Origin of the sequence: Coleofasciculus sp. C1-SOL-03 (assembly GCF_040220555.1) — a bacterium.
Taxonomy (GTDB): domain Bacteria; phylum Cyanobacteriota; class Cyanobacteriia; order Cyanobacteriales; family Coleofasciculaceae; genus Coleofasciculus.
In genome coordinates, this window is sequence record NZ_JAVJUO010000004.1 from 50,412 (window position 1) to 77,261 (window position 26,850).

19 protein-coding genes are annotated in these 26,850 nt (G+C 45.7%); 7 read left to right on the forward strand and 12 right to left on the reverse strand.

Annotation, left to right across the window (positions count from 1 at the left end; all coding sequences use genetic code 11):
* Window positions 1-339: 339 nt before the first annotated feature.
* The 3 genes from RIE73_RS00425 to RIE73_RS00435 form a co-directional block, all read right to left on the reverse strand.
* Window positions 340-2,589, reverse strand: coding sequence for a CHASE2 domain-containing protein (locus RIE73_RS00425; RefSeq protein WP_446399314.1), 2,250 nt, complete (start codon window positions 2,587-2,589; stop codon window positions 340-342).
* A gap of 68 nt (window positions 2,590-2,657) precedes the next feature.
* The gene (locus RIE73_RS00430) at window positions 2,658-3,497 is read right to left on the reverse strand and encodes a DUF928 domain-containing protein (RefSeq protein WP_446399292.1); all 840 of its coding nucleotides are present in this window, start codon (window positions 3,495-3,497) and stop codon (window positions 2,658-2,660) included.
* 14 nt (window positions 3,498-3,511) lie between these two features.
* Window positions 3,512-3,646: a hypothetical protein gene (locus RIE73_RS00435; protein ID WP_446399293.1), complete on the reverse strand. Its 135-nt coding sequence runs from the start codon at window positions 3,644-3,646 to the stop codon at window positions 3,512-3,514.
* A 307-nt stretch (window positions 3,647-3,953) separates the two neighbouring features.
* Here RIE73_RS00435 and RIE73_RS00440 point away from each other — a divergent pair, with 307 nt between their 5' ends.
* The 3 genes from RIE73_RS00440 to RIE73_RS00450 all read left to right on the forward strand — a co-directional run bounded on the left by RIE73_RS00440 (window position 3,954) and on the right by RIE73_RS00450 (window position 8,528).
* Window positions 3,954-5,702 (forward strand): NAD+ synthase, encoded by a 1,749-nt coding sequence (locus RIE73_RS00440; RefSeq protein WP_446399294.1) that lies wholly within the window; start codon window positions 3,954-3,956, stop codon window positions 5,700-5,702.
* A 103-nt stretch (window positions 5,703-5,805) separates the two neighbouring features.
* Window positions 5,806-6,504 carry a PEP-CTERM sorting domain-containing protein gene (locus RIE73_RS00445; protein ID WP_446399295.1) on the forward strand — a complete coding sequence of 233 codons (699 nt, stop codon included), beginning with the start codon at window positions 5,806-5,808 and terminating at the stop codon, window positions 6,502-6,504.
* A gap of 170 nt (window positions 6,505-6,674) precedes the next feature.
* The gene (locus RIE73_RS00450; RefSeq protein ID WP_446399296.1) at window positions 6,675-8,528 is read left to right on the forward strand and encodes a response regulator; all 1,854 of its coding nucleotides are present in this window, start codon (window positions 6,675-6,677) and stop codon (window positions 8,526-8,528) included.
* On the opposite strand, the gene RIE73_RS00455 is transcribed toward RIE73_RS00450, so the two are convergent.
* Both RIE73_RS00455 and RIE73_RS00460 read right to left on the reverse strand, forming a co-directional pair.
* Window positions 8,529-9,263 (reverse strand): WecB/TagA/CpsF family glycosyltransferase, encoded by a 735-nt coding sequence (locus RIE73_RS00455; protein WP_446399297.1) that lies wholly within the window; start codon window positions 9,261-9,263, stop codon window positions 8,529-8,531.
* 436 nt (window positions 9,264-9,699) lie between these two features.
* A complete protein-coding gene (locus RIE73_RS00460) occupies window positions 9,700-10,038 on the reverse strand; it encodes a DUF3307 domain-containing protein (protein ID WP_446399298.1) in 339 nt (112 codons plus the stop codon).
* 357 nt (window positions 10,039-10,395) lie between these two features.
* Between RIE73_RS00460 and RIE73_RS00465 the strand changes: the two genes are divergently transcribed.
* The gene (locus tag RIE73_RS00465; RefSeq protein ID WP_446399299.1) at window positions 10,396-11,625 is read left to right on the forward strand and encodes a U32 family peptidase; all 1,230 of its coding nucleotides are present in this window, start codon (window positions 10,396-10,398) and stop codon (window positions 11,623-11,625) included.
* A gap of 46 nt (window positions 11,626-11,671) precedes the next feature.
* Complete coding sequence (locus RIE73_RS00470; protein WP_446399300.1) at window positions 11,672-12,901, forward strand: U32 family peptidase; 1,230 nt, start codon at window positions 11,672-11,674, stop codon at window positions 12,899-12,901.
* Window positions 12,902-13,065: 164 nt separating this feature from the next.
* Here the strand turns inward: RIE73_RS00470 and RIE73_RS00475 are convergent, their stop codons facing one another.
* Window positions 13,066-13,950 (reverse strand): phosphodiester glycosidase family protein, encoded by an 885-nt coding sequence (locus RIE73_RS00475; protein WP_446399301.1) that lies wholly within the window; start codon window positions 13,948-13,950, stop codon window positions 13,066-13,068.
* Window positions 13,951-14,333: 383 nt separating this feature from the next.
* Here RIE73_RS00475 and RIE73_RS00480 point away from each other — a divergent pair, with 383 nt between their 5' ends.
* Window positions 14,334-15,080 carry a DUF6544 family protein gene (locus RIE73_RS00480; protein WP_446399302.1) on the forward strand — a complete coding sequence of 249 codons (747 nt, stop codon included), beginning with the start codon at window positions 14,334-14,336 and terminating at the stop codon, window positions 15,078-15,080.
* Window positions 15,081-15,455: 375 nt separating this feature from the next.
* On the forward strand, window positions 15,456-16,079 hold the full coding sequence (locus RIE73_RS00485; RefSeq protein WP_446399303.1) for a restriction endonuclease subunit R: 624 nt from the start codon (window positions 15,456-15,458) through the stop codon (window positions 16,077-16,079).
* A 332-nt stretch (window positions 16,080-16,411) separates the two neighbouring features.
* On the opposite strand, the gene RIE73_RS00490 is transcribed toward RIE73_RS00485, so the two are convergent.
* From RIE73_RS00490 to RIE73_RS00515, 6 genes are all read right to left on the reverse strand, one after another.
* Window positions 16,412-20,437 carry an nSTAND1 domain-containing NTPase gene (locus RIE73_RS00490; RefSeq protein ID WP_446399304.1) on the reverse strand — a complete coding sequence of 1,342 codons (4,026 nt, stop codon included), beginning with the start codon at window positions 20,435-20,437 and terminating at the stop codon, window positions 16,412-16,414.
* A complete protein-coding gene (locus RIE73_RS00495) occupies window positions 20,422-20,838 on the reverse strand; it encodes a hypothetical protein (protein WP_446399305.1) in 417 nt (138 codons plus the stop codon). The genes RIE73_RS00490 and RIE73_RS00495 overlap by 16 nt, the downstream gene beginning before the upstream one ends.
* A gap of 209 nt (window positions 20,839-21,047) precedes the next feature.
* The gene (locus RIE73_RS00500) at window positions 21,048-22,400 is read right to left on the reverse strand and encodes a P-loop NTPase fold protein (protein WP_446399306.1); all 1,353 of its coding nucleotides are present in this window, start codon (window positions 22,398-22,400) and stop codon (window positions 21,048-21,050) included.
* A gap of 585 nt (window positions 22,401-22,985) precedes the next feature.
* Window positions 22,986-25,448, reverse strand: a complete 2,463-nt coding sequence (gghA, locus tag RIE73_RS00505) for a glucosylglycerol hydrolase (protein ID WP_446399307.1) — start codon at window positions 25,446-25,448, stop codon at window positions 22,986-22,988.
* Between the two features lie 259 nt (window positions 25,449-25,707).
* Window positions 25,708-25,839: a hypothetical protein gene (locus RIE73_RS00510; protein WP_446399308.1), complete on the reverse strand. Its 132-nt coding sequence runs from the start codon at window positions 25,837-25,839 to the stop codon at window positions 25,708-25,710.
* Window positions 25,809-26,723 (reverse strand): LmeA family phospholipid-binding protein, encoded by a 915-nt coding sequence (locus tag RIE73_RS00515; protein ID WP_446399309.1) that lies wholly within the window; start codon window positions 26,721-26,723, stop codon window positions 25,809-25,811. Before RIE73_RS00515 ends, RIE73_RS00510 begins: the two co-directional genes overlap by 31 nt.
* Between the last annotated feature and the right edge of the window lie 127 nt (window positions 26,724-26,850).

Here is a 26,850-nt window from a genome sequence, read left to right on the forward strand (position 1 = left end):
AGCTTTATTACTAAATAGCTTAGAATATCTCTGGCAGACTTGACAAGATATGGCGTTAAACTTTACTAAGTTTAAACAGTTGACCGGAAAAGTATGAAGGATTTATCAAGCTATTGTTTAAAATATGTAACTTCTTAATGAGTGATTACTATGCAAAATTTTATGAAATATTTCAAAAGCATTTATGTCAGCTTTTTACCTGAGGTACACAGACAGATCCCCGACTTCTTCAAGAAGTCGGGGATCTTGCTTAGAGACTGTACCTCATCAACCCCCAAATCTGCTGTAAATACCGAACAGCTTACTCAACCCGAATCTCTAAAATATTATCGTCTATTATTAACTTTCGTTGTGAAGTTGGCGCAGTAACTTATAACGATTAGATAACATCGTTTCTATAGTCGGCGGTAAAAAAGTAAAATGAATATAAAACGACTGAGCATCACTGGGTTTATTTAACACTTTGGCATAGATATCATCACTGACCGAAATTAACCGATCATCAACCATAAAATTTATTTTTATATTCGTCAAAGGCGCCATAACCTGTTCTGAGCGAATCTCGCCACCTTTGGCAGAAAGCTTGACTAAACTTCCGCGAAAAAATAGATCACTGACATGCTTATCCTCCAAGAAGGTGTAATGTAAACGGATCGGGTCAACCAAGGGTAGAAATTGCTCGTCAGGTTTAGCTAAAAACAAATAGTAAGGTTGGCCAATTCCTCCCACTTGATACAAGGGAATAGGTTCGGGCAATCCTTTGGGTTGAACCCGCATTTTACTATCAATTCTTACCTCTGATTTCGCCGCATTTAGAGTAGACTGAGAGATAAGAATTTGGCTGTCTGTCGTATAGGATTCGATGCGATAGGTTAAGTTAACCTGACTACCCACTACTCCATATTTGGTTCGTTTCGGTGAGCCAATATTGCCGACGACAACATCCCCGGTATTAATCCCAATACCCATATTCAATGGGGGTAAACCCAGATGCTTCATCCGTTCATTGACCGATTTCATTGCCAACTGCATCGCCACCGCACAGGCGATCGCGCGTTGGGCGTCATCGTCACGCAGCGTCGGCGCACCAAACAGAACTAAAATTCCATCGCCAAGAAATTCATCAATTGTTCCTTGGTATTGGGTAATCACATCCGTCATCGTGGCAAAATAAAAGTTGAGAATATTCACCACCTCTTCTGGCGTTAACCGTTCAGTCAGGGCAGTAAACCCTCTTAAATCTGATGTTAAAATCGTAATCTTGCGCCGTTCGCCACCTAGTTTAGCCCCTTCAGGATTTTCTAAGACATTCGCCACAATTTCATTGGTGAGATAACGTCCAAAGGTGTCACGAATTTTACCCACTTGATGGGCAAGATAACTGGTAATTGCTACCACTGAACCCGATAAAGCCAACAGAGGCGGAATCACCGGAATCCACCAGCCGATTACAAACGCGCCATAGGTACTTCCTAAGACAATACCCCCTGCCAAAAGTAGCCTTAACAATCGTTGTACCGATACCCGTTTTCTTTTCCCCCGATACCGTCCCTGCCAGGTGACAATAGCACCTACAGTAGACCAGAAAAAAATCCATAGATTTTCTGGCAGTTGAGACCAGGTTTGAATCAGGGGGCGTCCTGCTAACGCTGCACTAATGATTTGACTGGTAATATTGGCATGTAACTCTACCCCAGACATGCGTTCTGGCAAAGCGAACCAACTGCTACTGTAGGGCGTAAAAATCCAGTCTTGGAAACTCTCACCGACAAAGCCAATCAGAATAACGCGATCGCGTCCCCAATCTGAAGGGATACGATCCTCTAGGAGATCATCCAATGAGATGGTTTCAAAGTGTTCCTTGCTGCCTCGATAATTCAATAAGATTTGATAGCCACCCGCATCTGTGCGGACATAGCCCCCATCATTTTGTTGGAAGCGAGAAAAGGTGCTTTTTCCCAGCCGCCAGGTATTCGGTTTTCCCGGTATTTCTTGAGGGTTAATACCTTGAGCATCCAGATAGAGAAGGGCTAAATATAATCCGAAACTGGGAATAACATTTCCCTGGGTATCTTCAACTTGCAAAAGTGCGCGTCGGACTTTAGTATCGGCATCAAAAACAACATCATTAGCACCGACTTGTCCTTGGGCTTTCAATACTGGGGGTGGGGCGACAGCATCCTGACGCTTATCCCCAACCACTTTCTCAATTCCTACCAGATTGGGGGTTGTTTCAAAGACTTTAACTAATTCCTGATGACCCGGTTGTACGGGTAAATCCCGATAAACATCCAGACCAATGGCTTTGGGGTTATGGGTTTTAAGTTTAGTAATAGCTTGAGCATAAATCTGATCCGGAAGAATCGGTTGCCCAATTTTTTTCACATCCTCCTCATCAATCCCCACAATTCCAATTCGCTGATCCAAGGGTTCGGAGGGACGCAAACGCATATATTGGTCATAAGCTGCCCATTCCCACGTTTGCAGCATTCCCGTCCACCGCAGGAGAATGATCAAACCTGTAACTGTTGGGGTAACGATCCAAACGCCGCGCCATTGCCAAAGCCACCGCTTACAGGTTTTGTACAGTTGACCCTTCGCTTTGTTTAAGGGCATGGTATTGATATTAAGGTTTAAATGCCGAACAGCTTACTGGGTTAGAGAGTGGAATCTTTCAGTTGTCTCATCGCCTCAACATCTTCCGTCTCATCCGCCGCTTCCGTCTTAACCGAACAGGAGTCAACCAAACACTCAACGGGAATCTCACTCAACTCCACCGATGTTAATAATTCTTGCATCTCATCTGCGATCGCGGAATCCTGGGGAAATTGCTGATAGAGTCGAGCTAAAATCATCAGCGTTTCTGCCCAAATCGCTTCTTTGGCATAGGTAGAGGCTTCCTCTTGGAGACGTGGTTTGATCCATGCCGATTCATTGGCGAGTGCATCAAGAAGGAATTGGAGTTTTGTGGGCGAGGTGATCCCGTTGTGCATCGGTTGACGCTGAATCAACCCTCGAACAAAATGATCCTTACTGCGATCATCCGTGTTACAGACTAAGGCAAAGGTCCAAAGATACCGTTTTTCCGTTGCCAAAGAGATGTGATCGGGAAGCTTCAGTTCTACGATACTGGGACTTTGCTGTAGAGGTATCCTGGTGTAATATACTTCATCGCCGTCCTCGTTTAAAAGCAGAAAATCGGCTGACTGGGCTTGCGTGGGGGGAACATACCAAAACAAGCTGGGGTGAGGGGATATAGTGGTCGTTAGATTATTCGTTGGCGTTAGCGCCGTTAATTTGATCTTGCCGCTAACACAAGCTTGACCCCGTTGTCCGCCCCCGCCAGTTCTGCCAGGGGCGTTAATATCTTCTCCTGGAGGAAACTCTAAACTAATATCGAACGACTGTGCTTTGACTCCAGGTGCAGCGAAAGCCAACGCTAACCAGATCGTTAGTGTAATCCCACCGAGATAGGTAAAATGCTTGAGACCACCCATGCTTTAATGTTCTCCTAATCCTGAGATTTACTGCCACAGTCACTTTCAACCTGATTCGGCTGAGTCTTCCCAGTTCTCAATCCCACGGCGTAACCGAGGATCATTGACTCCAATGCCTGACGGCTACCACCACCGCCAGTTCTTGTCATCAGGTTTGACAGGTCGGCAAAAGCCTGTGATTAAATGTGAGTTTTACCCACCCCGAGCGAGACTGTTTCAAATACCTGCTTGTCTATATTCTATAGCTGTCTTCCTCAAGATTAGGAGGTTCTTGAACAACTCAAACAACCTCGTAACAGTAAGAAACCTTCTGCCCTGAAACCTGGGGCTAGAGTTTGGGGTGGAAGTTGCAGGGAAATTACAAAAGTCCGATTGATACCGAATTAGACAAAGACGGAATGACTAACGACGAATCCCATGTTAGCTTGAACCTAGCCAGCCTATTGTGTGTCCCCCATGAAACTTGCGATCGCACAACTCAATCCCACGATTGGCGACTTAACTAGCAATGCCCAAAAAATCCTGGATGCGGCAAATCAAGCGGCGCGTCAGGGAGTTCGCCTTTTACTGACGCCGGAACTCTCCCTCTGTGGATATCCGCCACGAGACTTGCTATTAAATCCCAGTTTTATGGAGTCCATGGCAGACTGTCTGGACAACTTAGCCGAACAGTTACCCTCAACCCTAGCGGTTTTGGTGGGAACGGTGACAGCGAATCCTAAAGCGAAGCGTTCCGGCGGTAAACCGTTATTTAATAGTATTGTCCTGTTGGAGGACGGTAAGATACAGCAGGTGTTTCACAAGCGCCTGTTGCCCACCTATGATGTCTTTGATGAGAACCGCTATTTTGAAGCTGGAGTCCAGAGTAATTCCTTTACCTTAGAGGCGGAGTCAGCTACCCCGATTAAAATTGGCGTGACGATTTGTGAGGATCTCTGGAACGATGAAGAGTTTTGGGGAAAGCGCACCTATCAGTTCAATCCGATTACCGACTTAATCCAGCAGCAGGTTGACTTAATTGTGAATCTCTCCGCCTCCCCCTATAGTGTAGGCAAGCAACAACTGCGGGAAGCTATGTTGCAACATAGCGCCAAGCGTTATCAGCAACCGATTCTCTACACCAATCAGGTAGGGGGAAATGACGACTTAATCTTTGATGGAAACAGTGTGGGATTTAACCGCGCCGGGGAAATGGTTTGTCGCGCCTCGGCTTTTGCTACCGATATTTTGCTGGTAGAGTTTGATCCAGTCCAACGAGATTTACGCCAGAGTGCGATCGCACCCGCCCCAGACAGTACCAACGCCGAAATCTGGTTCGCCCTAGTTCTAGGAGTACGAGACTATGCCCGCAAATGTGGCTTTAAACGGGTAGTGATTGGTTTGAGTGGGGGAATTGATTCATCCCTCGTCGCTGCCCTTGCCACGGAAGCCTTGGGAACCGAGAATGTACTCGGTGTTCTCATGCCATCCCCCCATACGTCTAAACACTCGATCGATGATGCCCTAGCGTTAGCCAAAAATTTAGGGATTAAAACCCATACCTTGCCCATTGGCGACTTGATGCAGGGGTATGACCAAACCTTAGAACCCCTATTTGCCGGAACGGAATTTGGCACAGCTGAGGAGAATATTCAAGCCCGGATTCGGGGGAACTTGTTAATGGCGATCGCGAATAAGTTTGATTATCTGCTAATCTCCACGGGGAATAAGTCAGAGATGGCAGTAGGATACTGTACTCTCTATGGGGATATGAACGGTGGATTAGCGGCGATCGCAGATGTTCCCAAAACCCGTGTCTATTCCCTCTGTCAATGGCTGAATTCTACCAAAGCCAAGGAACAGGACAGCCAAGCCACTCCAGAGCCATTATCGGATACTCAGCCGGAAATTATTCCCGCGCATGTCTTAGCCAAACCTCCCAGCGCTGAACTCAAACCGGATCAAACGGATCAAGATTCGTTACCGTCTTATGATATCTTGGATGATATTTTACAACGCCTGATTCATGATCATCAATCTGCCCAACAAATTATCGACGCCGGACATGATCCAGAAATCGTCCATAAAGTGATGCGAATGGTAGCGCGGGCAGAATTTAAGCGCCGCCAAGCACCACCCGGATTAAAGATTACGGATCGGGCATTTGGTACGGGTTGGCGGATGCCCATTGCCAGTCGTTGGGTTGCGGCAAAAAAATCTATCTAACGAGAGAACTCAAACTTTACAGGAAGGTAGATGTATATCATGAAATCTATATTACACTGAATAGCATAGTAAACTTTTGCATAACGACCACGAACACTAAACTATGCGTCTCAAAAAAACATCAACAGTTCTCGGATTAGCCGTTGGCAGTGCGTTAGTCCTGTCTGCTATGCCCGCAGGAGCGGTAACATTTGGCAATGATAGTATCCAATTTGATCAAGATACTGAAGTAACATTCGACTTCACTGGCTCTAATGGTAAATTTGGGTCAATGTTCGGAGTGGTACTCGAAAGCGACCCAGATAACATCATCCCGCCTGTACTCTTTGCCGAAGATCCCGCCTTTGATCCAGGACCCATTGGCGATTTTCAAGGCACATGCGGTGTTGTTGTTCCTGACCCTTGCACAGCTACCTTTACCTTTTTGGCAGGTGAAACCTATAGCTTGGCTCTCAAATCTGATAACGGAACCGTCTACTCAACCGATAGTCTAAATCCTGTCGATCCGGCAAATCCTGCTAGTCCCCAAACGCGCCAGTTTGCCTTTTTCCAGGATGAAACAACACTACCCCCTCTGACCAATGAATCAGGCGAGGGTTCAGTTGATCCCTTTGACAAATTTGCAATTCTGATCGAGGATAAGGGCGGTAGTCGCGACTTCAATGACTTCCGCCTCACGGCTATGGCAACTGAAACCGATTCTCCTGCATCTATCCCTGAACCAGCCACATTAGCCGGATTAGGATTAGTAGCTGGCTCACTAACGCTGATGCGTCGTCGCCAAGCGAACAAGAAGTCTTAGAACATCAAGCTCTAATCGTCAACCCCACGGCTATGGTAGGGGTTTGGGAACCAAATCCCTACTATTAAATTTTATTGAGGATTATGTAGTTGTCAGTCAAAAATCCATAAGAAAAAGGTGAAGATCAAAGGGAATACAGCGTAATCCCATTCCCAATTTCTCCTTTTCCCATGAAGATTCTCATAGTCGATGATGATCCAGTGACAGCTTCACCCCTACTTGAAGCACTCACCGCCCATCACTACCTCGTTGAAGCCGCAACGAATGCCGAATATGGACTAGAACTCGCTCAAACCTCTCACTATGACTTAGCTGTCTTAGATCTTACCCCCCACCACCTCGATGGTATTCATCTGTGTCAAAAACTGCGCCATCAAGGTTCTCAAATGCCGATTCTCCTTCTCAGCGCCAAAGGGAGTAGTGCTGATCGCATTCGCGGATTAGAGGCGGGTGCGGATGATTATGTGATTAAACCCTATGATCTCTCCGAATTGATGGCGCGAATTCGGGCATTATTGCGGCGGCGTCACTCCACGGTATCCAAGGTGTTGACTTGGGAGAAGCTGCGGCTAGAACCGGATACGGGTGAAGTCACCTACAAAGGTGAATTATTACACCTAACGCCCAAAGAATACGGATTGTTAGAACTATTCCTGCGTCATCCTCGCCGTATTTTTAGCCGTAGTGCGATCCTCGATCACATTTGGTCGAGTGATGAATTTCCCGGTGAGGAAGCCGTAACCACCCAAATTAAAGGGCTGCGACAAAAGCTGAAAGCGGCTGGGATCAAACTTAATTTAATTGAGACAGTATACGGCTTAGGGTATCGCCTCAAAAATGCACCCACTCCGGAACCAGAGGACAAGAAAGCTAAGGATGGTGTGTCTGAAGCTAAAATCAGGGCAGCAGTTGCCCAAATTTGGCAAACGTTCAAAGCCAGCCTCCCGGAAAAGATAGATGTATTTAGGCAAGTGAGTGTCACCCTGGCGACAGGAACCCTGAATCAACAACTCTGTGAGAACGCCAAACTGGAAGCCCACCGATTAGTGGGTTCATTAGGATCGTTTGGTTGTGCAGAGGGTTCTAAAATCGCCCGCGAAATTGAACAGCTTCTACAGACTCCAACCCAAGCCACGCCGCAAGACGCCCATAAGCTAAAGCATTTAATCGACTCCCTGCAACAGGCGATCGCCACCAAATCCACCCTTAATCAGGTTACGCCCCCCGCCTGTGATCCGCCCTCGGCTTCTACTTCCCCAGCCCGACTCTTAGTTATTGATGATGATCAGATCCTCAGCCAACATATCGAAATCGAGGCAAAAGCTTGGGGATTACAGGTAGATAGCGCCCCCCATCTCCAAGCCGCCAAACGAGCGATCGCGCTACATCCTCCCAATGTAATTTTGCTAGATCTCACCTTTGCTGACACCCAAGAAAACGGTTTTAAACTCTTAGAAGAACTTGCTGTTCAACACTCAGACATTCCCGTATTAATCTTTTCTAGTCAAAACCATTTAAGCAGTCGAGTTAAAGCCGCCCGTCTAGGTGCTACTACCTTTTTACAGAAACCCATGACTCCCCCAGCAATTTTACAAGCAGTGACTCAAGCGATTAATCAGCCAAAATCGGGGAAAGCTAAAGTTTTAGTCGTGGATGATGACCCCCAAATCCTCGCCCTGCTGCGCCACGTACTACAACCTTGGGGATTAAATGTGACCACCTTGGCACATCCCCAACGTTTCTGGGATGTCCTAGAAGCTGTATCCCCTGACTTACTAATTTTAGACGTAGAAATGCCCGAATATAGTGGCATTGAATTATGTCAAGTTGTCCGTCATGACTTACGCTGGAGTAAGTTGCCCGTGTTATTTCTCTCCGCCCATACCGAAGTGCAAACAGTGCAGCAAGTTTTTACCGTTGGTGCAGATGACTATATCAAAAAACCCATTGTGGAAGCTGAACTGATTACCCGTGTGCTAAATCGGCTAGAACGCCGATCCAGTAATAGCAGTTATGACGAATAACTAAGCCAACCGTTGTCCGATCGCTTTCAGGGCAAACTGGGGCAGAGCCATCATCCGCCGCCAGCGCCAAGGTTCTTGATAGAGTCGATACAGCCATTCCAAATGATTATCCCGCAACCAGACAGGCGCACGGGATTTAACCCCAGCCCAAATATCAAAGCTACCGCCAACGCCAATCCAAATCGCTTGAGGACACAAATGCCGATTTTGGGCAATCCACAACTCTTGGCGGGGAACCCCTAAACCGACAAAAATTAATGGTGGTTGTTCTTTTGCCAACCTGACTTTGAGTTGATCTTCGGCTTCTGAGGACAGATAGCCATCTTCAATTCCGGCGATCGCCAGTTTCGGATATTGATCTTGCCATATTTTCGCTGCTGTTTGGGCAATACCCGGTTGACCCCCATAGAAAAAAACTGGATAAGACTCGCCTAATTCTCCCGCCTGTCGCAGTAACGATTCTGCCAACTCAATTCCCGGACAACGCTGTTGTCGAATACCGTGGAGGAGTAAATAAAGGATGACACCTGCACCATCGGGGACAACTAATTCCGCTTGTCGGATTGAACTCGCCAAAGCTGGATGACACTCCGCCTGCATCACCATTTCTGCATTCAATGTCACCACATGACACCCCAGGTTTTGCTGAAGGCGATTACCTAACCAGCGATCGTACTCTTGGAGTCGGTGAACAGGTAGTCCCATGACAGGGAACAGCTTCGGGGTCTCACACATAATTAGATCGTTGCTTATCCTACCATCAAATTACCACTTAGCAGACTATCTGATCCGGACGACGGACGCTAGCCTCGGATTGAGGTTGATCAAGCGGCGGCGAAAAATGAGAAGAGACGCGATACTTCGCGCCTCTGAAATCTATCTCTACTGGAATTTGTTGACTAGATGCTTTTGACCCAGCGATCTGGGTACAAGCCAAGTGGTGTGAAGGGGCGTTCCCATTGCCCTTGAGTCCACTTGTCTGTTACTTCTGTTATAAGAGAAAATCTGTAAAGATAGTAACAAGTTGAGTTGATCCATTGTAAAGCTTTCAACAAGATTGTCATTGGTCATCGGTATGTCCTGCTTCATATCTCATACTCAATCGGAGTTGACTACCCCTTTATGAGTGAGATAAGGCAGATCGCAGATAGCTTCAGACAACAAACAGACTTCAAAGGAGTAAAGCAAAATAATTAATCGCGTAATGTAAGGTTTGATCGACTTCCACCATTACCCATAACGGTACTTTGGGAACATCGGTTTCCCAGTCCCAATTGTAAGTACGTACCCACAAACTGGATATATTGAAAAAATCAATAATCATATGAGTACCACCAATAATAATCAGGGATTCTAACTTGTTGGTTAACAGACAGAAGGGCAACGTGTAGACTAATCCATGTAAAACAGCCACTTGCCAATCCTTCTTTTTGCGTAATGCCAAAAAAGAATTTTGCAGTAAAAAGTCTCCCGTGCGATGGGCGATAAATTGCAAACCGAAATCAATCATGGCTTTTGGCGTTCTCCAAGACAGGCGGGTTAGTCGTCGTAGATGTTACTTTATGATGACAGTGGCGTTGCCGTGAAAACTACGGGAAAAATACTGAGATTTGCCGCCGTTCAACTCCAGCCTCCGGGTTTCTACTGAGGTAGTAGGAAAGCGATAGCCAAAGGCAGACGAAAGAAAACGCCACGCTTCGGCAAGTTTTGTAAATCGCCCTCAAACCCTTAGTGTTAAGAGTTCCCAGTTAAGAGTTCCCTAATCTCAACCGTTAACTTTAATTGTGTCCACCTACTGAGTTATCTGGATGCGATCGCGCCACGAATGTTAAATTAGGGCTGTTCCCGTTTATCCTTAAACCCAGACATGCTTAAACCTGAACTCCTCGCCCCAGCGAAGAATCTGGAACGGTTAAAAGTCGCCATTGCTTATGGTGCAGATGCAGTGTATCTAGGGGGACAAAACTATGGATTGCGGGCGCGTGCGGATAATTTTACGGACTCTGAGTTAGCCCACGGCGTTGAATATGCCCATCACCATGATGCCAAAATTTACGTCACGCTGAACGCTTTTCTCCACGATGCAGACTTTCAGGGACTCGCCGACTATTGTCAGTTTCTAGAATCCATTGGCGTTGATGGGGTGATTGTCTCTGATTTAGGGGTTATCCGAGTGATTAAAACAAGTTCAACTCTACCGATTCACCTCTCTACTCAAGCCTCTTGTCTCAATTCCTACAGCGCCCGTTTGTGGAAAGAGATGGGAGTTAAGCGCTTAATTGTCGGTCGAGAACTCAGTATTACGGAAGCGGGTTTAATTGCAGAAGAATCGGGTATTGATGTGGAGATGTTTACCCACGGTGCGATGTGTATGGCGTATTCAGGTCATTGCACGATTTCTAATTTTACCGCAGGTCGCGATTCTAATCGGGGTGGATGTATTCAATCCTGTCGATTACCCTATCACTTACAACGTCAGGACAAGCAACCGGATGATTTAGTTAGCTTTATGTCGTCCAGGGATTTGTGGGGAATTTATCAGATTGGTGAGTTCTTCAACCATAAGATTTGCTCATTAAAAATAGAAGGGCGGATGAAATCCTCATTCTATGTCGCCCTCACCTGCAAGGTTTATCGCCAATTAATTGATGCTTATGCTGCTGGGAGATTAGATGAACAGCTACTCAGCCAAGCCGCAGCCGAACTGCAATCAATTCCTAACCGAGACTATTTTTCCGGTTCCTTAGACACACCAGCCGATAAAGATTCAGTCTTTGGACAGTTATCGGGAATTAATACAGGAACTCACGCTTATTTAGGCATGGTTATGGAGACAACACCCCAAGCAATTATTTTACGGTTACTTGAACCCTTAGCCGTCGGTGATGAAATTGAAATTATCCCGTTTCAAGGAGAACCGATATGCTGGCAAGTTAATCAGATTTTTTCGATGACAGGGGAACGGTTAGAGTCGATGCGGAAAGACAGTCTTGTGCGCTTACCTAAACTGGATGAATCCATGCGATCGCACAATATCGCTAAATTAAATGTCGTTCGATTCACCCGTTCCCCTGTAACCGTTGCTAGTCAAGTCTGAACTATGAATTCCCTGTTCCCTGTTCCCTGTTCCCTGAGAAATAAAAATGCAATTTAATACCTTTGTTTCATCAATTGACGATTTAAAATGCTGTGTTAATGCACCCCATTTACATGAGGTATTATTAGAACCAATAGGATTAGCGCGACAGGGACAATTGTCAAAAGCGAAGGTACATGATTTAGCCAAAAAAGCGTGGGAAAAACAACTGCGCCCGGTACTCGTTTGGGATGTGTTAATGCCAGAACGAGTCATGAAAACCATTTGTGATCAGCTAAAAGATTGGCAACTCAATCTCTTTGGTGCCATTCGGGTGTGTGATCCGGGCGCAGCGTATTGGCTAAAAACCCATTATCCTCAGATACCTATCCAGTTAATTGTTGAGACAGGAAATCACAATCTGGAGGCGTTACAGGGATGGTGCGAGATTTTTTCGGATTCCTTGGAACGATTAGTGTTATCGATTGAACTACCGGAAGAAAAGCTAACTGAATACTGCCAAACCTTACCTGTTCCCTGTGAACTGCTAGGTGTGGGACCCATTCTCTTATTTTACTCGCCGCGATCGCTCTTGGTAAACCCGTTGCTGGAAAGCCAGAATAAAGAAACAACAGAGGACATTGATTCCCTATACCGATTCAACCCTGACTCGCCTCTCTACTTAGAAGCGACGGCGGCTTTTGCGGATAATCCTAATCGCCATTTTCCGACGTTAGAAACTGCCCATGGCACATTTATGTTCTTAGACAAAGATCAGTTTATTCTAGATCGGTTAGATGGGTTACGTGAGGCGGGTTTACATACAGTGCGATTGGACTTACGCCATCTGATTCAGGAGGACAATGTTGCCATTGATATTGATAAAATTTGTCGCCAGGTGTTAGAAAATCCAGCAAAGTTACGGGGAAACTGGTTCCGAGAAACACGCGCTCCTTTTTTCAAAGCGAATCGAACCACAGCATTATTTCCCCGGATGAAATCAAAACTAGCTGAATACCGGAATGATGCCTGTTTAGCCGAAGTTCTGGCTGGCGAAAGTGGCAAATATGTGGTTTTTTATACCTGGCGTTCCTTCGAGATTTCACAGATTCAAGGTATGGTTTTGCCAACGGGTGAAGAGATTGTTCCCCAGGATGTTGTGTTTCGCACCGTGAATGGCGAACCTGTTGACAGCTTTGCACCGGAACAAATTTTAGTAACTGACTGGATTAAAAAAGCTGTTCCGGGATCATTACTTCTGGGTAAAATGTCGGATCTTCCGGACTTAGTGTGCTAAACTATCAGTTTTAATGAACCAGGAAGATTACTACACAAGGACTGTAGCTTTTAATCGCCTCAAAATAAATTGAAATTCGGGTAAAAACGGTTAAAGCTATTGCTGTCGAGTATTTGGGCAAATCCAACTAACAATTTAGCACACTAGCTACGGAAGACCCATAACTAGGGAACAACAGGTCGTTCTCCTTGTTGAAATTTCTGCCAAGTCTCTCGTAAGAATGTGGGTGCAGGATGATGGGAATCATACACCACGATCGCGTTCGTCAGCGTCCGTTTGGGATTCACCAAAATCCTCCCCCTGTGGTATAATGCGCTAGATGCACCGCCATCTAGATTCATCGCCTCACTACACCCAATTGCCCGCATTACCTTTGCCTCTCGCCATAGGGGTAAGGGTGCTAGAAACGTGACTAAGACTAATTTTTTGCCACTAGCTGGAAACCCGATCGCACAGCGATGCGCCACACCCATAACACGCGGATCAGTAAATCCTTCACTACGCGGCGCTAACCAGACTTTTCCCTTTCTCAGCAGTCTTGGACCCCCAGTCAGCGAAAACCAATGTTGACCCCAGTCTGGCTTTCCATCCACTCGCGCTGTCACTAATTCGGGTTTATTTCCTACCCGCAATCCCAGCGTTGTCCCATAATTTTCCCAGGGGCTGTATTTAAGAAACGTCCCGGCGGATACCATATTTCCCATCAGCCGTTTTGGGTCTTTTTTGCTAAAAAATGTGCCACTGGCGACGACAGCCGCGTGATAGCGACGAACCATATTACCAAACGATTCTTCACCAATCGCCCCTTGATGATTTCCCAGAGTGGAATTATTGGCTAAACCAATGGCGATAAATGTATCGGGATTCGTTAGATCAATATGGGTTTGATAGAGGGGAACACCGAGAATCGTACTGCGACGAAGACTGACTGATTCGGCGGCGACTGGGGAAACAAGTCCCAACCCTTGGGCTAAAGCTGCACCACCTAGGACTAGAAATGAACGTCGAGTGAATTTTCGCTGAGGACTGGATAAATGTTGACGTGACATCGGTACAATTTCAATAGGACTAGCAGTTATAGCGCTACGCGAAGCGGGAATAGGCAATAGGCAATAGTGAAGAAAAACGCTTACTCATCAAGGGATTGAGCGATTTGAAGTTTTCTTCATTTGTCCTAACTAGAGTGCGTAGTGCTATATAAACACCAACTGGATTGGCTAGGTTTATGACTAGGTGGATTGCAACCTGGTAATTGATGATTCGTGATTGGAGAATGCTGATTACGGAAGAAGGAAGGTTTGTGTAGTCTGAGAACAGATTTTTCTCTTCCTCTAGCAACCTGATGAATCGGTTTGCTTCGCTGACAATAAATACTGGATTATAACGATTTAATCCGGACAATTGTTTTTAAGAATCGGGGTTGGAGGTAACTATGAGTCAAGCAGTTTCCCTGGAGGAGTTGTGGGAGTCAACACCACCCAGCGAACAGGTTTTTCAACCGGATCAGTTGGTAGGGTGTCCTGAGGCGGTACAACGCTATCTGAACCATGCGATCGCGCCAGGAACACCATTAGCCTCTGCGGTGCGACTGCGGATGCATGGTGAAATCAAACTGCGGGGTTGGCTTCCTTTCACCGCCGAACAAGTCATCTCTTGGCGTCGAGGTTTTATCTGGCGGGCGGCGGTACGGATGAATGGCTTACCGATATGGGGTTCTGATCGGATGGTGGATGGCGTTGGCGGGATGCGGTGGAAGCTGTTAGGGCTGTTTCCGGTGGTAACGGCTTCGGGTGCAGATATGACGCGATCGGCTGTGGGTCGAATGTTGGCAGAACTTGTCTGGTTGCCGTCTGTTCTGTGCCAACGTGATGTATCGTGGACGACACCGGATGCAGTTCATGCCCATGCTAGTTTAACCCTATTTGGCGAGAGTACCGATCTTATCCTCACAATTGATAATCAGGGGCAGTTGGAGAGTGTCAAGCTGAGGCGCTGGAACAATCCTGAAGGTGCTGAGTTTCATTATGTAGACTTCGGCGGCTTGGTGGAAGCAGAAGGGACGTTTGGTGGCTACACTATCCCGACTCGCTTGTTGGTTGGATGGCACTTTGGTAGCGAACGTTTTGAGTCAGAGGGAGCATTTTTTCGAGTGACTATTGATCAGGCAATCTATCGTTAAATTTCTTGTAGGGGCGACCCGCTTGCATTAATTAAAAACTCCAGTCCTCTCAATTTGAACGTTAAATCATTTGTAGGGGCGACCCGCTTGCACGAATTAAAAACTCCAGTCCTCTCAATTTGAACGTTAAATCATTTGTAGGGGCGACCCGCTTGCATTAATTAAAAACTCCAGTCCTTTCAATTTGATCGGGTCGCCCTTTTCTCATGAGTAGCGAACAAGATACTTGCACTACAAAGATGGCGCTATTATTGACATTAAGGTTTAAATTTTCAAGCGCTTATATGATCACCTTTCAGATAGGCGATCGCTCCCCGTTCCATCAGCAGATTAAACCCTTATACTAAAAAGATGCTAGCCAAGGACTCAAGGATTATGACACAAGTTATTCAAGCGAGTGAATTAACCCTGCATGATGTCAAAGAAAAGTTTAACCTGCAACAGGTAGAGGATGAACAGTTTTTCCGAGAATGGCAGGATGATTTGCCAGAGGTAACAGACGCAGAAAAGCAATGGTTAGATCGGGTCAAAGCGGATTTTATTTCAATTTCAGAATATCCTCTACATGAGGAGGTTGTAAAGATGGTCGTGTTAGCACCATTGCTCTCACTGGCTGGCTTCTTTCGTTATCCTTTTCACCCAGATGCTGAGGTACAAGTTGCAGCAAAGGATGAGGAAGAAGTTGTGCGCGGAAAGATAGATGTGTTGGTATTAAAGCAGCAATTATGGGTAGCGGTGGTTGAATCAAAAAATAAGCAGTTTAGTGTGGATAAAGCCTTACCGCAAGCGTTGTTTTATATGCTCAAGAATCCGTATCCATCTCAACCTACGTTTGGATTAGCAACGAATGGGAGTCATTTTATACTCATTAAATTGATGCAGCTAGATACACCCAAGTATGCCTTATCCGATGAGTTTACACTGAGACGCAGAGGGAATGAGTTGTATCAAGTCTTGGCTGTATTGAAGCGATGGCAACAAACAGAATATCATGGATAATGTTTGCTACCGTTCTAGTTTTGTCATAGCAACCGCCATAGCGGTTAGGACACATTAGTAGAGACGTTCCGGCGGAACGTCTCCACAACTCACCGCGCGATCGCGTACCCGTTCCATCAGCGCTTCAAACCCCTATCCTGAAAGGATGCTAGCCAAATGACTTAACGATTATGGCTCTCCCGTACTTGCAGTGATAAGGATAACTTATTATGTGTGCAAGCTTTACAGGATAGGACTTTCAGGTCAATTTTTTTAGTAAGCTATCAGTAAAACAGGAGTTTTTCACACTAAGTACGGGAGAGTATTATGGTTTTACATAAAACTTGCCAAGCTCAAATACCAAATCTTTTATACATCCAACGGACGCTAAAAAATCCTACAAACATAGCTAATAATGCACCCCCCACACATAGCCGAATTGTCGTGCGGGTGTTGGCGTGGATGCGTGCCATAAATTCATCTTCGGGTACCACGACAACAATTAACCAATTCAGTCCTTTATGATCTTTAAAGGGCAGAACTTGCACGAATTGCTTCTTTTTATTTAACTTAAAATCTAACTGATACTCCTCTTTTATATTCTCGAAACTGCCAAATTTACCCACCAAAAAGTCAGCCGTCGCCTTAATCAATGGATTGTCACTGGTAATTGAGTCATTCCGCTCCGATTTAGAATGATTACTAGATAACACCGCATCTTCACTCATCGATGTGGCAACTAATGTTCCCTTCCCCTTGGGTTCTAAAATAAACGTCTGTCCAAATTGAGTAATTTTCAAACTTTCCAGGAAGTCCCCAATATGAGACAGAGACAAAATTGTACTGGTTACCCCCAGCAACGTATCATCCTCACGATACAGAGGCTTACTCGCCGCGATCGCTAATGTATCTTCATGTTCATAACGGAACACCTCACTCCAGGTTGCCTCACCTGCTTCTACCGCCTCTTCATACCAGGGTCGAGTTCGGTGATCATCGTAGGCAGGAGTTTCTAATAACTTTATCCGATTTCCTTGCTGATTCGCCCGATAAATCTCTTTGGTATAATTAATCGACTCATGAATTTGAAATCTCCCCTCCTCTTGTCGCACCACTTCCAAATATTTGCCATCTTCTGTACCGATGGCTGTAGCGCTGACGGGAAAAACTTGCATCTGATGCCAGACGGTTTTCTCACAATCAAACAAATTGTCTAATTCTAATTGATTCAGACAGGTTTCATTGGCATTGAGTTGATTAAAGGCATGGGGAATTTGCAAATAACTGTCCAGTTTCTGTTCAATTCGACCAGCAATTTCTTTACGTAAATCACTGGCAAGTTCATTAATCGATCGTTCACCATTTTCTGAGGAAATCCATCCTGTTATTGTTACAAAAATGCTTACAAATGTTACCATTTCTACTACTATTAAACGCTCAGTTTTTCTTTTCCAATTATAGATTTTTTTGAATCTAAATTCAGTTGACTTTCTTTTTTTTATTTCGTTTTGAAGTTTCGCAATTAACTCCTTTAACCTTGGATCTTGCTGTTGTCGAATAAATGCGGCTAAATAATCATGAACTAATTGATAACGTTCATAAGGATTTTCTAGTAACAAAAACACTAAACCAGACTCCACAAAAATCATTAAAACCAAATCCAAATTACTCGCTTCCGTCGTCAAATCCGCCGCTAATCCCTCTAAATCCCGTTCCAATTCAGCGCGAGTCTTCAGCGGACGAGTTCCTTTTTCATCCGTCAGCAAATACAGCACCAATTCCGCCGCCTGCTGATTCTCAGCACCACAATCCTCAACCACTTCCTCCAAATAGCGCTTGACTAATTCTTCTTTCGTTCCTAACTCCCGATACTCCGCCAGCGTTTTAATATTATCCGCCTGTAACTGCGCCCCCACTACCTGCAATTCAATCGGTAAGATTTCCGCCGTTGTACCCGCCAAATCCTTGACCAGTTGGTCAATTAAAGCAGGGTCTAAATAAAAGCGCGATCGCGTGGTTAAATCTTCTATAATGGCTCTGGCATCGGTTGGCGAAAAATTCCCTAATTCATACAACACATTCTTCCCCAGAATGTCATGACCAATCACACTCATGCTATCCAGGCGATTGCACTCTAATAAATAGTGCAAATAATCTTCCCGTAGTGACAGAATCACCTTCACCGATAAAATATTCAAACAGTCTGCCAAAAACCGCCAAAATAGTCGCCGTTCAGCCGGATTGGTATAAACAAAAAAGAATTCCTCAAACTGGTCAAAAATTAGCACCGTCCGCCGCTGACGCTGTTCATCGTTTCGTAACTGTTCCAGGATTTTGGCATAAGGGGGATTGGGTGGAGATATTGTTGTTTTTTCTGGAAGGTTATCCTCTAAATCAGAAGAATTGGGCGGGTTTTGTTGAGCGTTTGGTGGTTTTCCCGAACGGTTATCGTCTAAACCCGCCCCTACGGGTTCATTTTCATTTACCAACTGCTTTTCTAATTCCTCTATCCAATTGGTATAAACTCGGATTGCAATCGGAACATTTTTCTGAGTACCAATAATGCTTTGCTTCAACGCCGGAACTAATCCAGCATTCACTAACGAACTTTTTCCCACCCCAGAACGTCCATGAATGACAATTAATTTACAATCATTCCGTCCAATCCGTTCTAATAATCGTTCTAAATCTCGCTGTCGTCCAGAGGCGATAATTTCCGGCGCGACTGACTCTTGATTATCGGTTTTGGCTGAGGCTTCTTGCTGATTTTTTAAAGAGGGAGAACTCAAAGCCTTCTCAATAGCAGGAGAAAGGTTTGGAGAGAGGTTTTCCCGATCCCGTGACCAGTAAGAAGCATCTTCTCGATGGGGTTGCAGTCGTCCCGCACCAATAAAAGCACGAATGCCATATTGCTGTTCAATAGAACGTCGCTGTTGTTTTGTGGCAAATGCGGCTAAATATTGCCTTTCTTCAAAATAGAGGTCTCGTAATTCTTCTAATATGCGAACATAAATCAGCGGATGCCCAAAATTACCTAATTCCCTCGCTTTAACTAAATGAGAAATTGCAGCTTGCTTATTGCCTAACTGCCGTTCAGCTTGGGCTAAAAACAGCAAATTTAATCCCTGAATCCAGCGCTTATATTTCGGAAGTTGGCTGATAATATCCTCAGCCTGCTGTGCTGCTTGACGCGCATCATCCCAGCGCTGTTGCTGTAAGGCGACTTCGGCTAAAAAGCTATAATCTTGAGCTAATTTACTGGTACTGCCATACTGTTGATGTAAAGGTAAAGCCTTTTTCGCTACCTGTTCTAATTCATCCCAGGCTTGCATCCGTTGCAGCACTCGTTCGAGTTGATTAATGCATTTTGCTACTAAATCGGGGCGGTTTTCTTGGTCAAATAGGTTTAGACAGTGCTGGAGATGAATCTTGGAGTTTTGCCAGTTAACATCCTGGTGTTTTTTACGGTCAGTTGTGTGATAGTGGTAGAGTCCAATATGAAATAAAACCAATCCAGCTTTTAATTTGGCATTAATCTGGGTGGCTTGAATTTGGTTATCAATTTCCCCGACATTTGGGTTAATCGGGGCAGGTTTAGTTAGGTTAGCGGTTTGATTAGATAAGTTATTGGTTAAACCCGCCTCTACCTGCTGCCAAAATGTTAAACTTTGCTGAAAATACTCTAACGCTTCTGGACTATCCCCACCATTTAACCCGCGAATAAACTGTAATCCGGCTTCAAGCTGGGGATCTAAGTCTTGCACCCGATGGGGTAACTCTTTTAATGCCAAGTCAAGTTCTGAACGACTTAAGCGCCCTTGCGCTAAAACGTCGGTTAACTTGTATAAGGATTGAGAGGAATTAACAGCTAATGCCGTGGCAAATAACGACTCTACATTCTGCTGGAGAACCTCAATTAACTCATCTGTTGGTATGGCGAATCGAGTTGTGGTTGTCCAACTCTCAAAATCTGGGGCAATTCTCAGGAATTTGACATGAACGGCGTCATTAATCCACAAAATAACCGGAAAGTGAAAATTCTTGCGAAACTCTTCCCGCACCTGATTGGTTGCCCTCAGCATATCATCCAGATTATCCACCGTGGCTAATCCAGACACCATTAAAGCGGCAGGCTTTTCCTGTCCCAGTTGAGCGCAAATGGTTGAGTAAAGCGTTCTGTCTGATTGCTTCAGGTGAATGACTCGAATATTCAGAGCGCATTGGTCTTGCACCTGCTGAATTAAACAGTCTTGTAAATACGCATAATTACACCGCGCCAGCATGATGTAAAATCGTCCTTCAGAGGCTTCAATTGCCCAGGTTAATTCCTCTAAAGATTCTTGATTATCAATGGTACTTTCGTCTATATAGTTATCCATATTACATTTTTTATAATGGAGGCTATTCTCTTAACCGTTTCACCCTCATCCCCTAACCCCTTCTCCCATTTAATCCCCCTTCCGTCCCCCTTTTCGATCCCCCTCCCGTCCCCCTTTTCGATCCCCCTCCCGTCCCCCTTTTCGATCCCCCTCCCGTCCCCCTTTTCGATCCCCCTCCCGTCCCCCTTCAAAAGGGGGAAGCCAGAGGATGCTTCGCTTTTTTTGCACGGGGAAGCCAGAGGATGCTTCGCTTTTTTTGCACGGGGAAGCCAGAGGATTCTTCGCTTTTTTTGCACGGGGAAGCCAGAGGATTCTTCGCTTTTTTTGCACGGGGAAGCCAGAGGATGCTTCGCTTTTTGTTCCATGGGGGAGACCAGATTATACTTCGCTTTTTGTTCCATGGGGGAGACCAGATGTTGCTTCGCTTTTGTTTCATGGTAGAAGGAGAACTATCACATAAAGACGCGCCAGGACAAGTCTCTATAAGGCTCCCCTTTTGCTCTTTTCTTTCTCCCCTCTCCCAAGCTTGGGAGAGGGGCTGGGGATGAGGGCTGGATTGAGGGTGAGGGCTGAAATAGTGGGCGCAAGCCTTGCGCCCCTACCTCAAATATTATCCCTGCAACTCTTGAGCATCAACCAAAATCGGATTCACATCAAACCAAGACTCATCCTGATAATAATATTCAAACACCAGCCGACTGCGAATCAACAGTTCATAACCCTGATCATCACTCACCCATTTCCGTTGCTGTACTTGTCGCAATAACTCCCACTGATTATCCGATATTCTCAATGTCATTTCATTGCGATATTGTCGAACTAACTTCTCCAGTGTCGGGCGTGACAAGGGAAACGTCCGTTCCTTTTTAATCCAATCATTGAGTAATTTTAATAAATCACGCACATGACCCCCACTCCGGTAGCAGAGATAGTCTAAGCTTTCCAAATTATCGAAAATTTCCGTACAATTTTCCAGGCGTTCCTGTTCAGTTAAATCTGGAAATGCCCGTGCGAGAACCATCTGTCGCAGTAAACGGATTCCGGCTTGACAATCACTGCCATCTTTTAACTGTACCGGAACCATGGGCAAGATTTTGGGTCGTTCGGGAAACCGTTGCGTTAATACACCATAATCATCGGAGAATTTAAGCGCCAAGGGCATGGTATAAACCAGATGACAATGCAGCTTGGTTAAACATTCAGCCTGATCCACAAATAAATAGTCCTGCTGTGGACGCCCCCACGGTTTTGGGCTATTATCGATCCGATCTAGATTATCGACAATTACGACTAAACCCTTTTTACCCTGTTGTTTCAGTTTCGCGATCGCAGGTTCGATTAGTTCCTGATTAATCACTTGCAAGAGTTGGGTTTTCTGGGGTCCGAGGTACTGATTCAGCCGCTGTCGCATCGTTGCATCACTTTTCGTCTTCGCGGTGATTTCACCAATCCCAAACGCCAGAGAAACGGTATCATTTTGAGAGACAACGCCCACATCTCCCAGGTTCGGCACTTTAATTCTCACCCCCTGCACCTCGGCGTTTAACACCCTTGCAGCCCCCTGTACCAGCGTCTGTAATCCCGCCAATTTGCCGAGTTGGACAGTTTGCAAGCTTTGAGAAATCCGCCGTGCGATCGCCAGTAGCACATCCCCAATATCCACATCTGCCATTTCCAAGTCTTCACTGGACTCAAAATAGACCACATGAAAGCCATCTGCTTCTAATTCAGCCTTCAGTCGCAATAACTCCGTGGATTTGCCACAACCAATATGTCCGGTAAATAAGGCGCAGGTGGGTTCATCGGGGGAGAAAAAGGTAATATTATCCTTAAGTTCCTCAATAATCTTACCCCCGCGTACCGGGGAAAAGTCGATATAAAATTTTTGGTCTTCCGGATTGTCCACAACCAGCGTTCGGCTCGGGTTCGTTGCTTTAAAAAATGTCTGTAACTCTACCTTCATTTTCCCAGTTCCTTCGCGTTTAACGCATTATCCGATACCATAGCTTAGTTATCGGTCATTGGTCATTGGTTATAGCACTACGCATTGAGGTGAGGACAATAAAATTAGGCAATAGGCAATAGGCAAGTAATATCATGTCCGCCGAAATAACCGTAATATCCTTCTTCCTTGCAACCTTCCTCCTTCCCTTGGAGCCTTCTGCCTTCTGCCTTCTGCCTTCTGCCCTCTGCCTTGTCTCCACCTAAATGTGAGTATTCAACCGGACATAATATAATGTCCTAACGTATGCCCGTAATGCTATATTTGATGAGAATGATAATCACTTACTGGGGAAGCCAGAGTAAGAAGGAACGTATCGCTCTCCGTAAAAGCAATAGAAAATAAATTTTTGACTTTTTCCAAAAATTAACAAGAAATGGGTTTGTTTTGTGGTAAAAAAGAGCGGTCTATCTTTATTCAAGTCAACCGCTCAATAGATTTTGAGTGTCTAGGTATCAAAACCTTGTACTTATAGGGAGACGAAAAACACTACTGTTTCCCTCATCTCCCCCTCACCCCTACGATGGAGATGTCTCCAAACCGAGACTATTCAGGTTTAGCCACTCGCTTTAACAGCACCGCTTGAGAATCGGCTAACTCAAAGCAGCGTAAATCTGCCAAGTGATCACCACTATCCAGACCCGGAGACGCGATCGCGACTTGCCATTCGTTCATGTCCAATTGCAGCCAGTCTCCCACGGTAACAGTTATTGGTGTTCCACCCATGTGCGCGACCATGGCGATTTGTTGATCATGATCATCAGGATTACTGCGAACCCCGTAATATACCGTCTGTTCCTCATCACTGATTTTATTGAATCGATCAATTCCAGCTAAATTGTGACCTAACCAGGGATGAGCATGGCGGAAACGCCGCAAGCTAAGGTTATACTCTGTTCTTGCGGCATCAAGCTTGTCCTCATAGTGAGAGACATTACACAGTTCGTAACAGTCTTCCATGAACATCAACGCGAATGACTTGAGCTTTTCAATCGTCAACGCTTTCAAGAAACTCACCATTTCTGGCTTATTCAACTTTTTTAGCTGTTCAATATCACACTGATCCGTATTGTCTCCCAAACAGAACTGGCAAGCTTGCACCACTTCGGCGAGATTGTAGTCCTTTTCAGTCATAGCAACTTGCAGCGCCCTGCCAAACTCCCGCAATTCCTCTAGCTGACTAAATCCCAAGGACTTCAACCGACTGAAACTTTCCGGCGCGTCATAGAGTTCTGGCGTCACTTGCCAATCCAAGAACCCAATTTCCTCCGACACCACCTTGACACCATAGCGTTCATCGGTATTGCGGAAAAACATCCACGGGGCGTGCATTGTCGCATTGATAAAGTCCATGGGCAATCCCGGACTGAACCCATACACCCACAGCGTCACCGCCGGGTTATCGTAAGCATTATTTAATACTTCTGGCAGCGTGCTGCCTAAATTCCAATTAATCTGGGCATCTAGCGGGATTTGATTGCCTCGACGCACGGTATCATGATTACCACAACCCGTGATCCAATGATCCCCTTCAAAGATCACCTCACACACCCGCCGCCATTTGCGATCCCAAAATTTTTCTAAGGCTGGGGTGTTATGGGCAAAAATCAAGGGTCCCCATTGGAACGATTCCGGTTTCAGGTTAATTAATTCACGATACGTCGAGATCTCTTCCCACCCTTCTGCGGGCCAGGGACGACCATCTTCAAAAATGGTGAATAAGAGTCGTTGATGCCCTTCAATATCCTGGACTACATCACTCATCGCCAGCAGATAGGCGTCATCATATTCCACCAATCCAGACAGAGGATTAAAGAAGCGGAAATCTTGACCCCCATCAATCCGCACCCCATCAGCGCCCGTATTAATTTTACGCCGCTGCATTTCCAAAAAGATCGCCCGTACTGTCGGTAACTGGTGGTTCAAGTCTTGACCGTACATATTCGGACCTTTGAGGAACTGGCGATGCAGGAGTAACTCGGATTGGTTATCCGCATGACCATACACCAGGTCATAGATAATTTGAATTGGACCAGTGGGAAAATTATGCAGGGTGGCGATAAAGTCCACCAATTCATCAGGACGCAAGCTACTCAAAACCGCTGCGTTCGTGGCGCTTGAGCCTAAAATTGGCACATCATAACCCCAATCCTGGGTATTGGGTTTTTTCAGCTTAATTTGCAGATCATCTTCATCTTCGGCAATACAGACAAAAAATTCACTTTCTGGACTGTATTCGTCTCGGTACTCAATCGTAGGTTCTATGGGTAATAGCTGAATCGCGTCGTACCCCACATAGTTTTCTTCGGCTGGAGTTAAGGGGAGATTTCCGGCTAATTTACTGGCAATTTGGCGATAAACACGGGTTAACCCCTCAACCGTTCCCTCTTTAGAGGCTGTACCCAGATGAAGTTGCAAAATGTTCCGAGGGGCTGGCACACGCGGAAGGGTGAGGGGATCAGAACGGACACTGGTGGTTTTGAAGTAGTCCAGATCGGCTCGGTGTTGCTGTAAACTGGCTATATCATACAGTTCAGCTGGTCCAAACACCCCATAAGGCATGGAATAGGGAATCGTATCCCGAATCGCTTGTAGGTTCCCTTGCTGATCGACAAAGCGCAGCCAGTAGAATGCTCCCATCTGCTCCCGGTTTCCTGGGCGCATCCCAGCGATGACACCCCAATGGTATTCCCCTTCTTGTTTTAAGAATAAGCGATCGCGACGAAAGGAGACGGTTTGCTCAACCGCCCGACAATCAATCGGCTCAAGGGGGGTTAAGACTTCCAGATAGATTTCCATCTTCCGCATCACCTGCGCCAACAACCGAGGTGTCCAGAAGCCAATTTCGGTTAACCCATCAGCACGGTAATGCGCCCCCAAGCGTCCGGCTATGGCTTGAGCTTTTTCAAAATAGGTGGCGTCTGAATGCTCAATGGTAGCTGCCCAATCTACTAGTTCTTGGGTGGCATCTTCGACCAATTGAATGGACGGTTTCGTATCAACTTTCACAGTAACTTCATCTCCCAACCATTACCCAACTGCTGTACGGGTGACTAAATCCTGACATTTGGGATCGGTTTACCTGTACGGCAATTCCCGTCAAGTTTAACAGTCCCACAGCCTTTCTGAGAGTAAAACAATTTTCGGTTAATCCCAACACTCTCAAGGATGAAATCTCATTAGGGGGTGCTGAATAAGTGTTGTGGTGAGGCGAGGGAACAGGGAACAGGTAACAGGGAATGGGCAATAGGTAAGGTAGAGTTTTGAGTTAACCTCCCCTATCTCCCCTATCTCCCCTATCTCCCCCAGCTTCCCCAGCTTCCCCAGCTCCCTCTGCTCCCCCAGCTTCCCCAGCTTCCCCAGCACCCATCAGGGTATAACTCTGATACAGCCGCGACATATCAACTGTCCTGGAGTTAGAGTCAGTTCTTCGAGATCAACCTCTGATCCTAAATCAATCATAAAGTGATCTAACGTTATCGGAGACTGTTGAGTGTTAATTTGAATCTGGAGGGGATGGAGTCGTAGTTGTTGAGGTGTTGCCAGTTGAATACCTGCATCAATCCTAATCGGGGTTTCCCTGATCGGATGGTGTGTCCTATAATAAAGCCCGCCTAAACCGTGATGATTTCCTTTCACCTTGTCACCGTCCTCCTTTCCTTCTACCCTCTGCCTTCTGCTCTCTGCCTTGTTGTCACCGTAGTGTGAGGATTCAACGGGACATGATATCACTGTTCCCTGGAGAGTAAGTTGCTGCCCATCAATCGTAATCTGCTGCCAGTTTATGTTGGACTCGTTGAGAGAGGGATACTGATCCGGTTGATTATAAGAATTAATAAAGGTATTCAGTAATTCCGTTAAAGCATTTGATAATAAGGGAGCGCCCAGAGATGCTTGCAGGTCACGTTCTCGCAGTATAAGTTGACCCGTAACCGGAACAGGGTCTAGGAGACGTAGGGGCTTACCTTTAAACACCTGAGTGAGATTGAAGCGAATATTGACACCCTCTAGCTGGATTTGCGACAAATGCAGTCCTTGATAGATAGCCCCATCCGCCGCAATAGACACCGTAGGAATGTGTCCCCGCAGAATTTGGCGATCGCGACCCATTAGCTTAAACTGTAGTGTTTCCACAGCCTCCACCTGCGATCGCAGCCATAATTGTACCGCAGGTGATACAACAGTACTGATCATCCGGCTGCCTTTGTCTGTCCCAGCTTGTGATTTGTTCACGTCCATTGCCAAAAATTCCGGGTCAATCCTGTATTCTGACACAACTGGCATAACTGGCATAACTGGCATAACTGGCATAACTGGCATAACTGGCATAACTGGCATAACTGGCATAACTGGCATAACTGGCATAACTGGCATAACTGGCATAACTGGCATAACTGGCATAACTGGCATA

Excerpts from the sequence above, each read along its gene's own strand:
- RIE73_RS00430 (WP_446399292.1), bottom strand. The coding sequence starts at position 3,497 with ATGGGTGGTCTCAAGCATTTTACCTATCTCGGTGGGATTACACTAACG.
- RIE73_RS00435 (WP_446399293.1), bottom strand. The coding sequence starts at position 3,646 with ATGACAAGAACTGGCGGTGGTGGTAGCCGTCAGGCATTGGAGTCAATG.
- RIE73_RS00440 (WP_446399294.1), top strand. The coding sequence starts at position 3,954 with ATGAAACTTGCGATCGCACAACTCAATCCCACGATTGGCGACTTAACT.
- RIE73_RS00445 (WP_446399295.1), top strand. The coding sequence starts at position 5,806 with ATGCGTCTCAAAAAAACATCAACAGTTCTCGGATTAGCCGTTGGCAGT.
- RIE73_RS00450 (WP_446399296.1), top strand. The coding sequence starts at position 6,675 with ATGAAGATTCTCATAGTCGATGATGATCCAGTGACAGCTTCACCCCTA.
- RIE73_RS00455 (WP_446399297.1), bottom strand. The coding sequence starts at position 9,263 with ATGTGTGAGACCCCGAAGCTGTTCCCTGTCATGGGACTACCTGTTCAC.
- RIE73_RS00460 (WP_446399298.1), bottom strand. The coding sequence starts at position 10,038 with ATGATTGATTTCGGTTTGCAATTTATCGCCCATCGCACGGGAGACTTT.
- RIE73_RS00465 (WP_446399299.1), top strand. The coding sequence starts at position 10,396 with ATGCTTAAACCTGAACTCCTCGCCCCAGCGAAGAATCTGGAACGGTTA.
- RIE73_RS00470 (WP_446399300.1), top strand. The coding sequence starts at position 11,672 with ATGCAATTTAATACCTTTGTTTCATCAATTGACGATTTAAAATGCTGT.
- RIE73_RS00475 (WP_446399301.1), bottom strand. The coding sequence starts at position 13,950 with ATGTCACGTCAACATTTATCCAGTCCTCAGCGAAAATTCACTCGACGT.
- RIE73_RS00480 (WP_446399302.1), top strand. The coding sequence starts at position 14,334 with ATGAGTCAAGCAGTTTCCCTGGAGGAGTTGTGGGAGTCAACACCACCC.
- RIE73_RS00485 (WP_446399303.1), top strand. The coding sequence starts at position 15,456 with ATGACACAAGTTATTCAAGCGAGTGAATTAACCCTGCATGATGTCAAA.
- RIE73_RS00490 (WP_446399304.1), bottom strand. The coding sequence starts at position 20,437 with ATGGATAACTATATAGACGAAAGTACCATTGATAATCAAGAATCTTTA.
- RIE73_RS00495 (WP_446399305.1), bottom strand. The coding sequence starts at position 20,838 with ATGGAACAAAAAGCGAAGTATAATCTGGTCTCCCCCATGGAACAAAAA.
- RIE73_RS00500 (WP_446399306.1), bottom strand. The coding sequence starts at position 22,400 with ATGAAGGTAGAGTTACAGACATTTTTTAAAGCAACGAACCCGAGCCGA.
- RIE73_RS00510 (WP_446399308.1), bottom strand. The coding sequence starts at position 25,839 with ATGTCGCGGCTGTATCAGAGTTATACCCTGATGGGTGCTGGGGAAGCT.
- RIE73_RS00515 (WP_446399309.1), bottom strand. The coding sequence starts at position 26,723 with ATGCCAGTTGTGTCAGAATACAGGATTGACCCGGAATTTTTGGCAATG.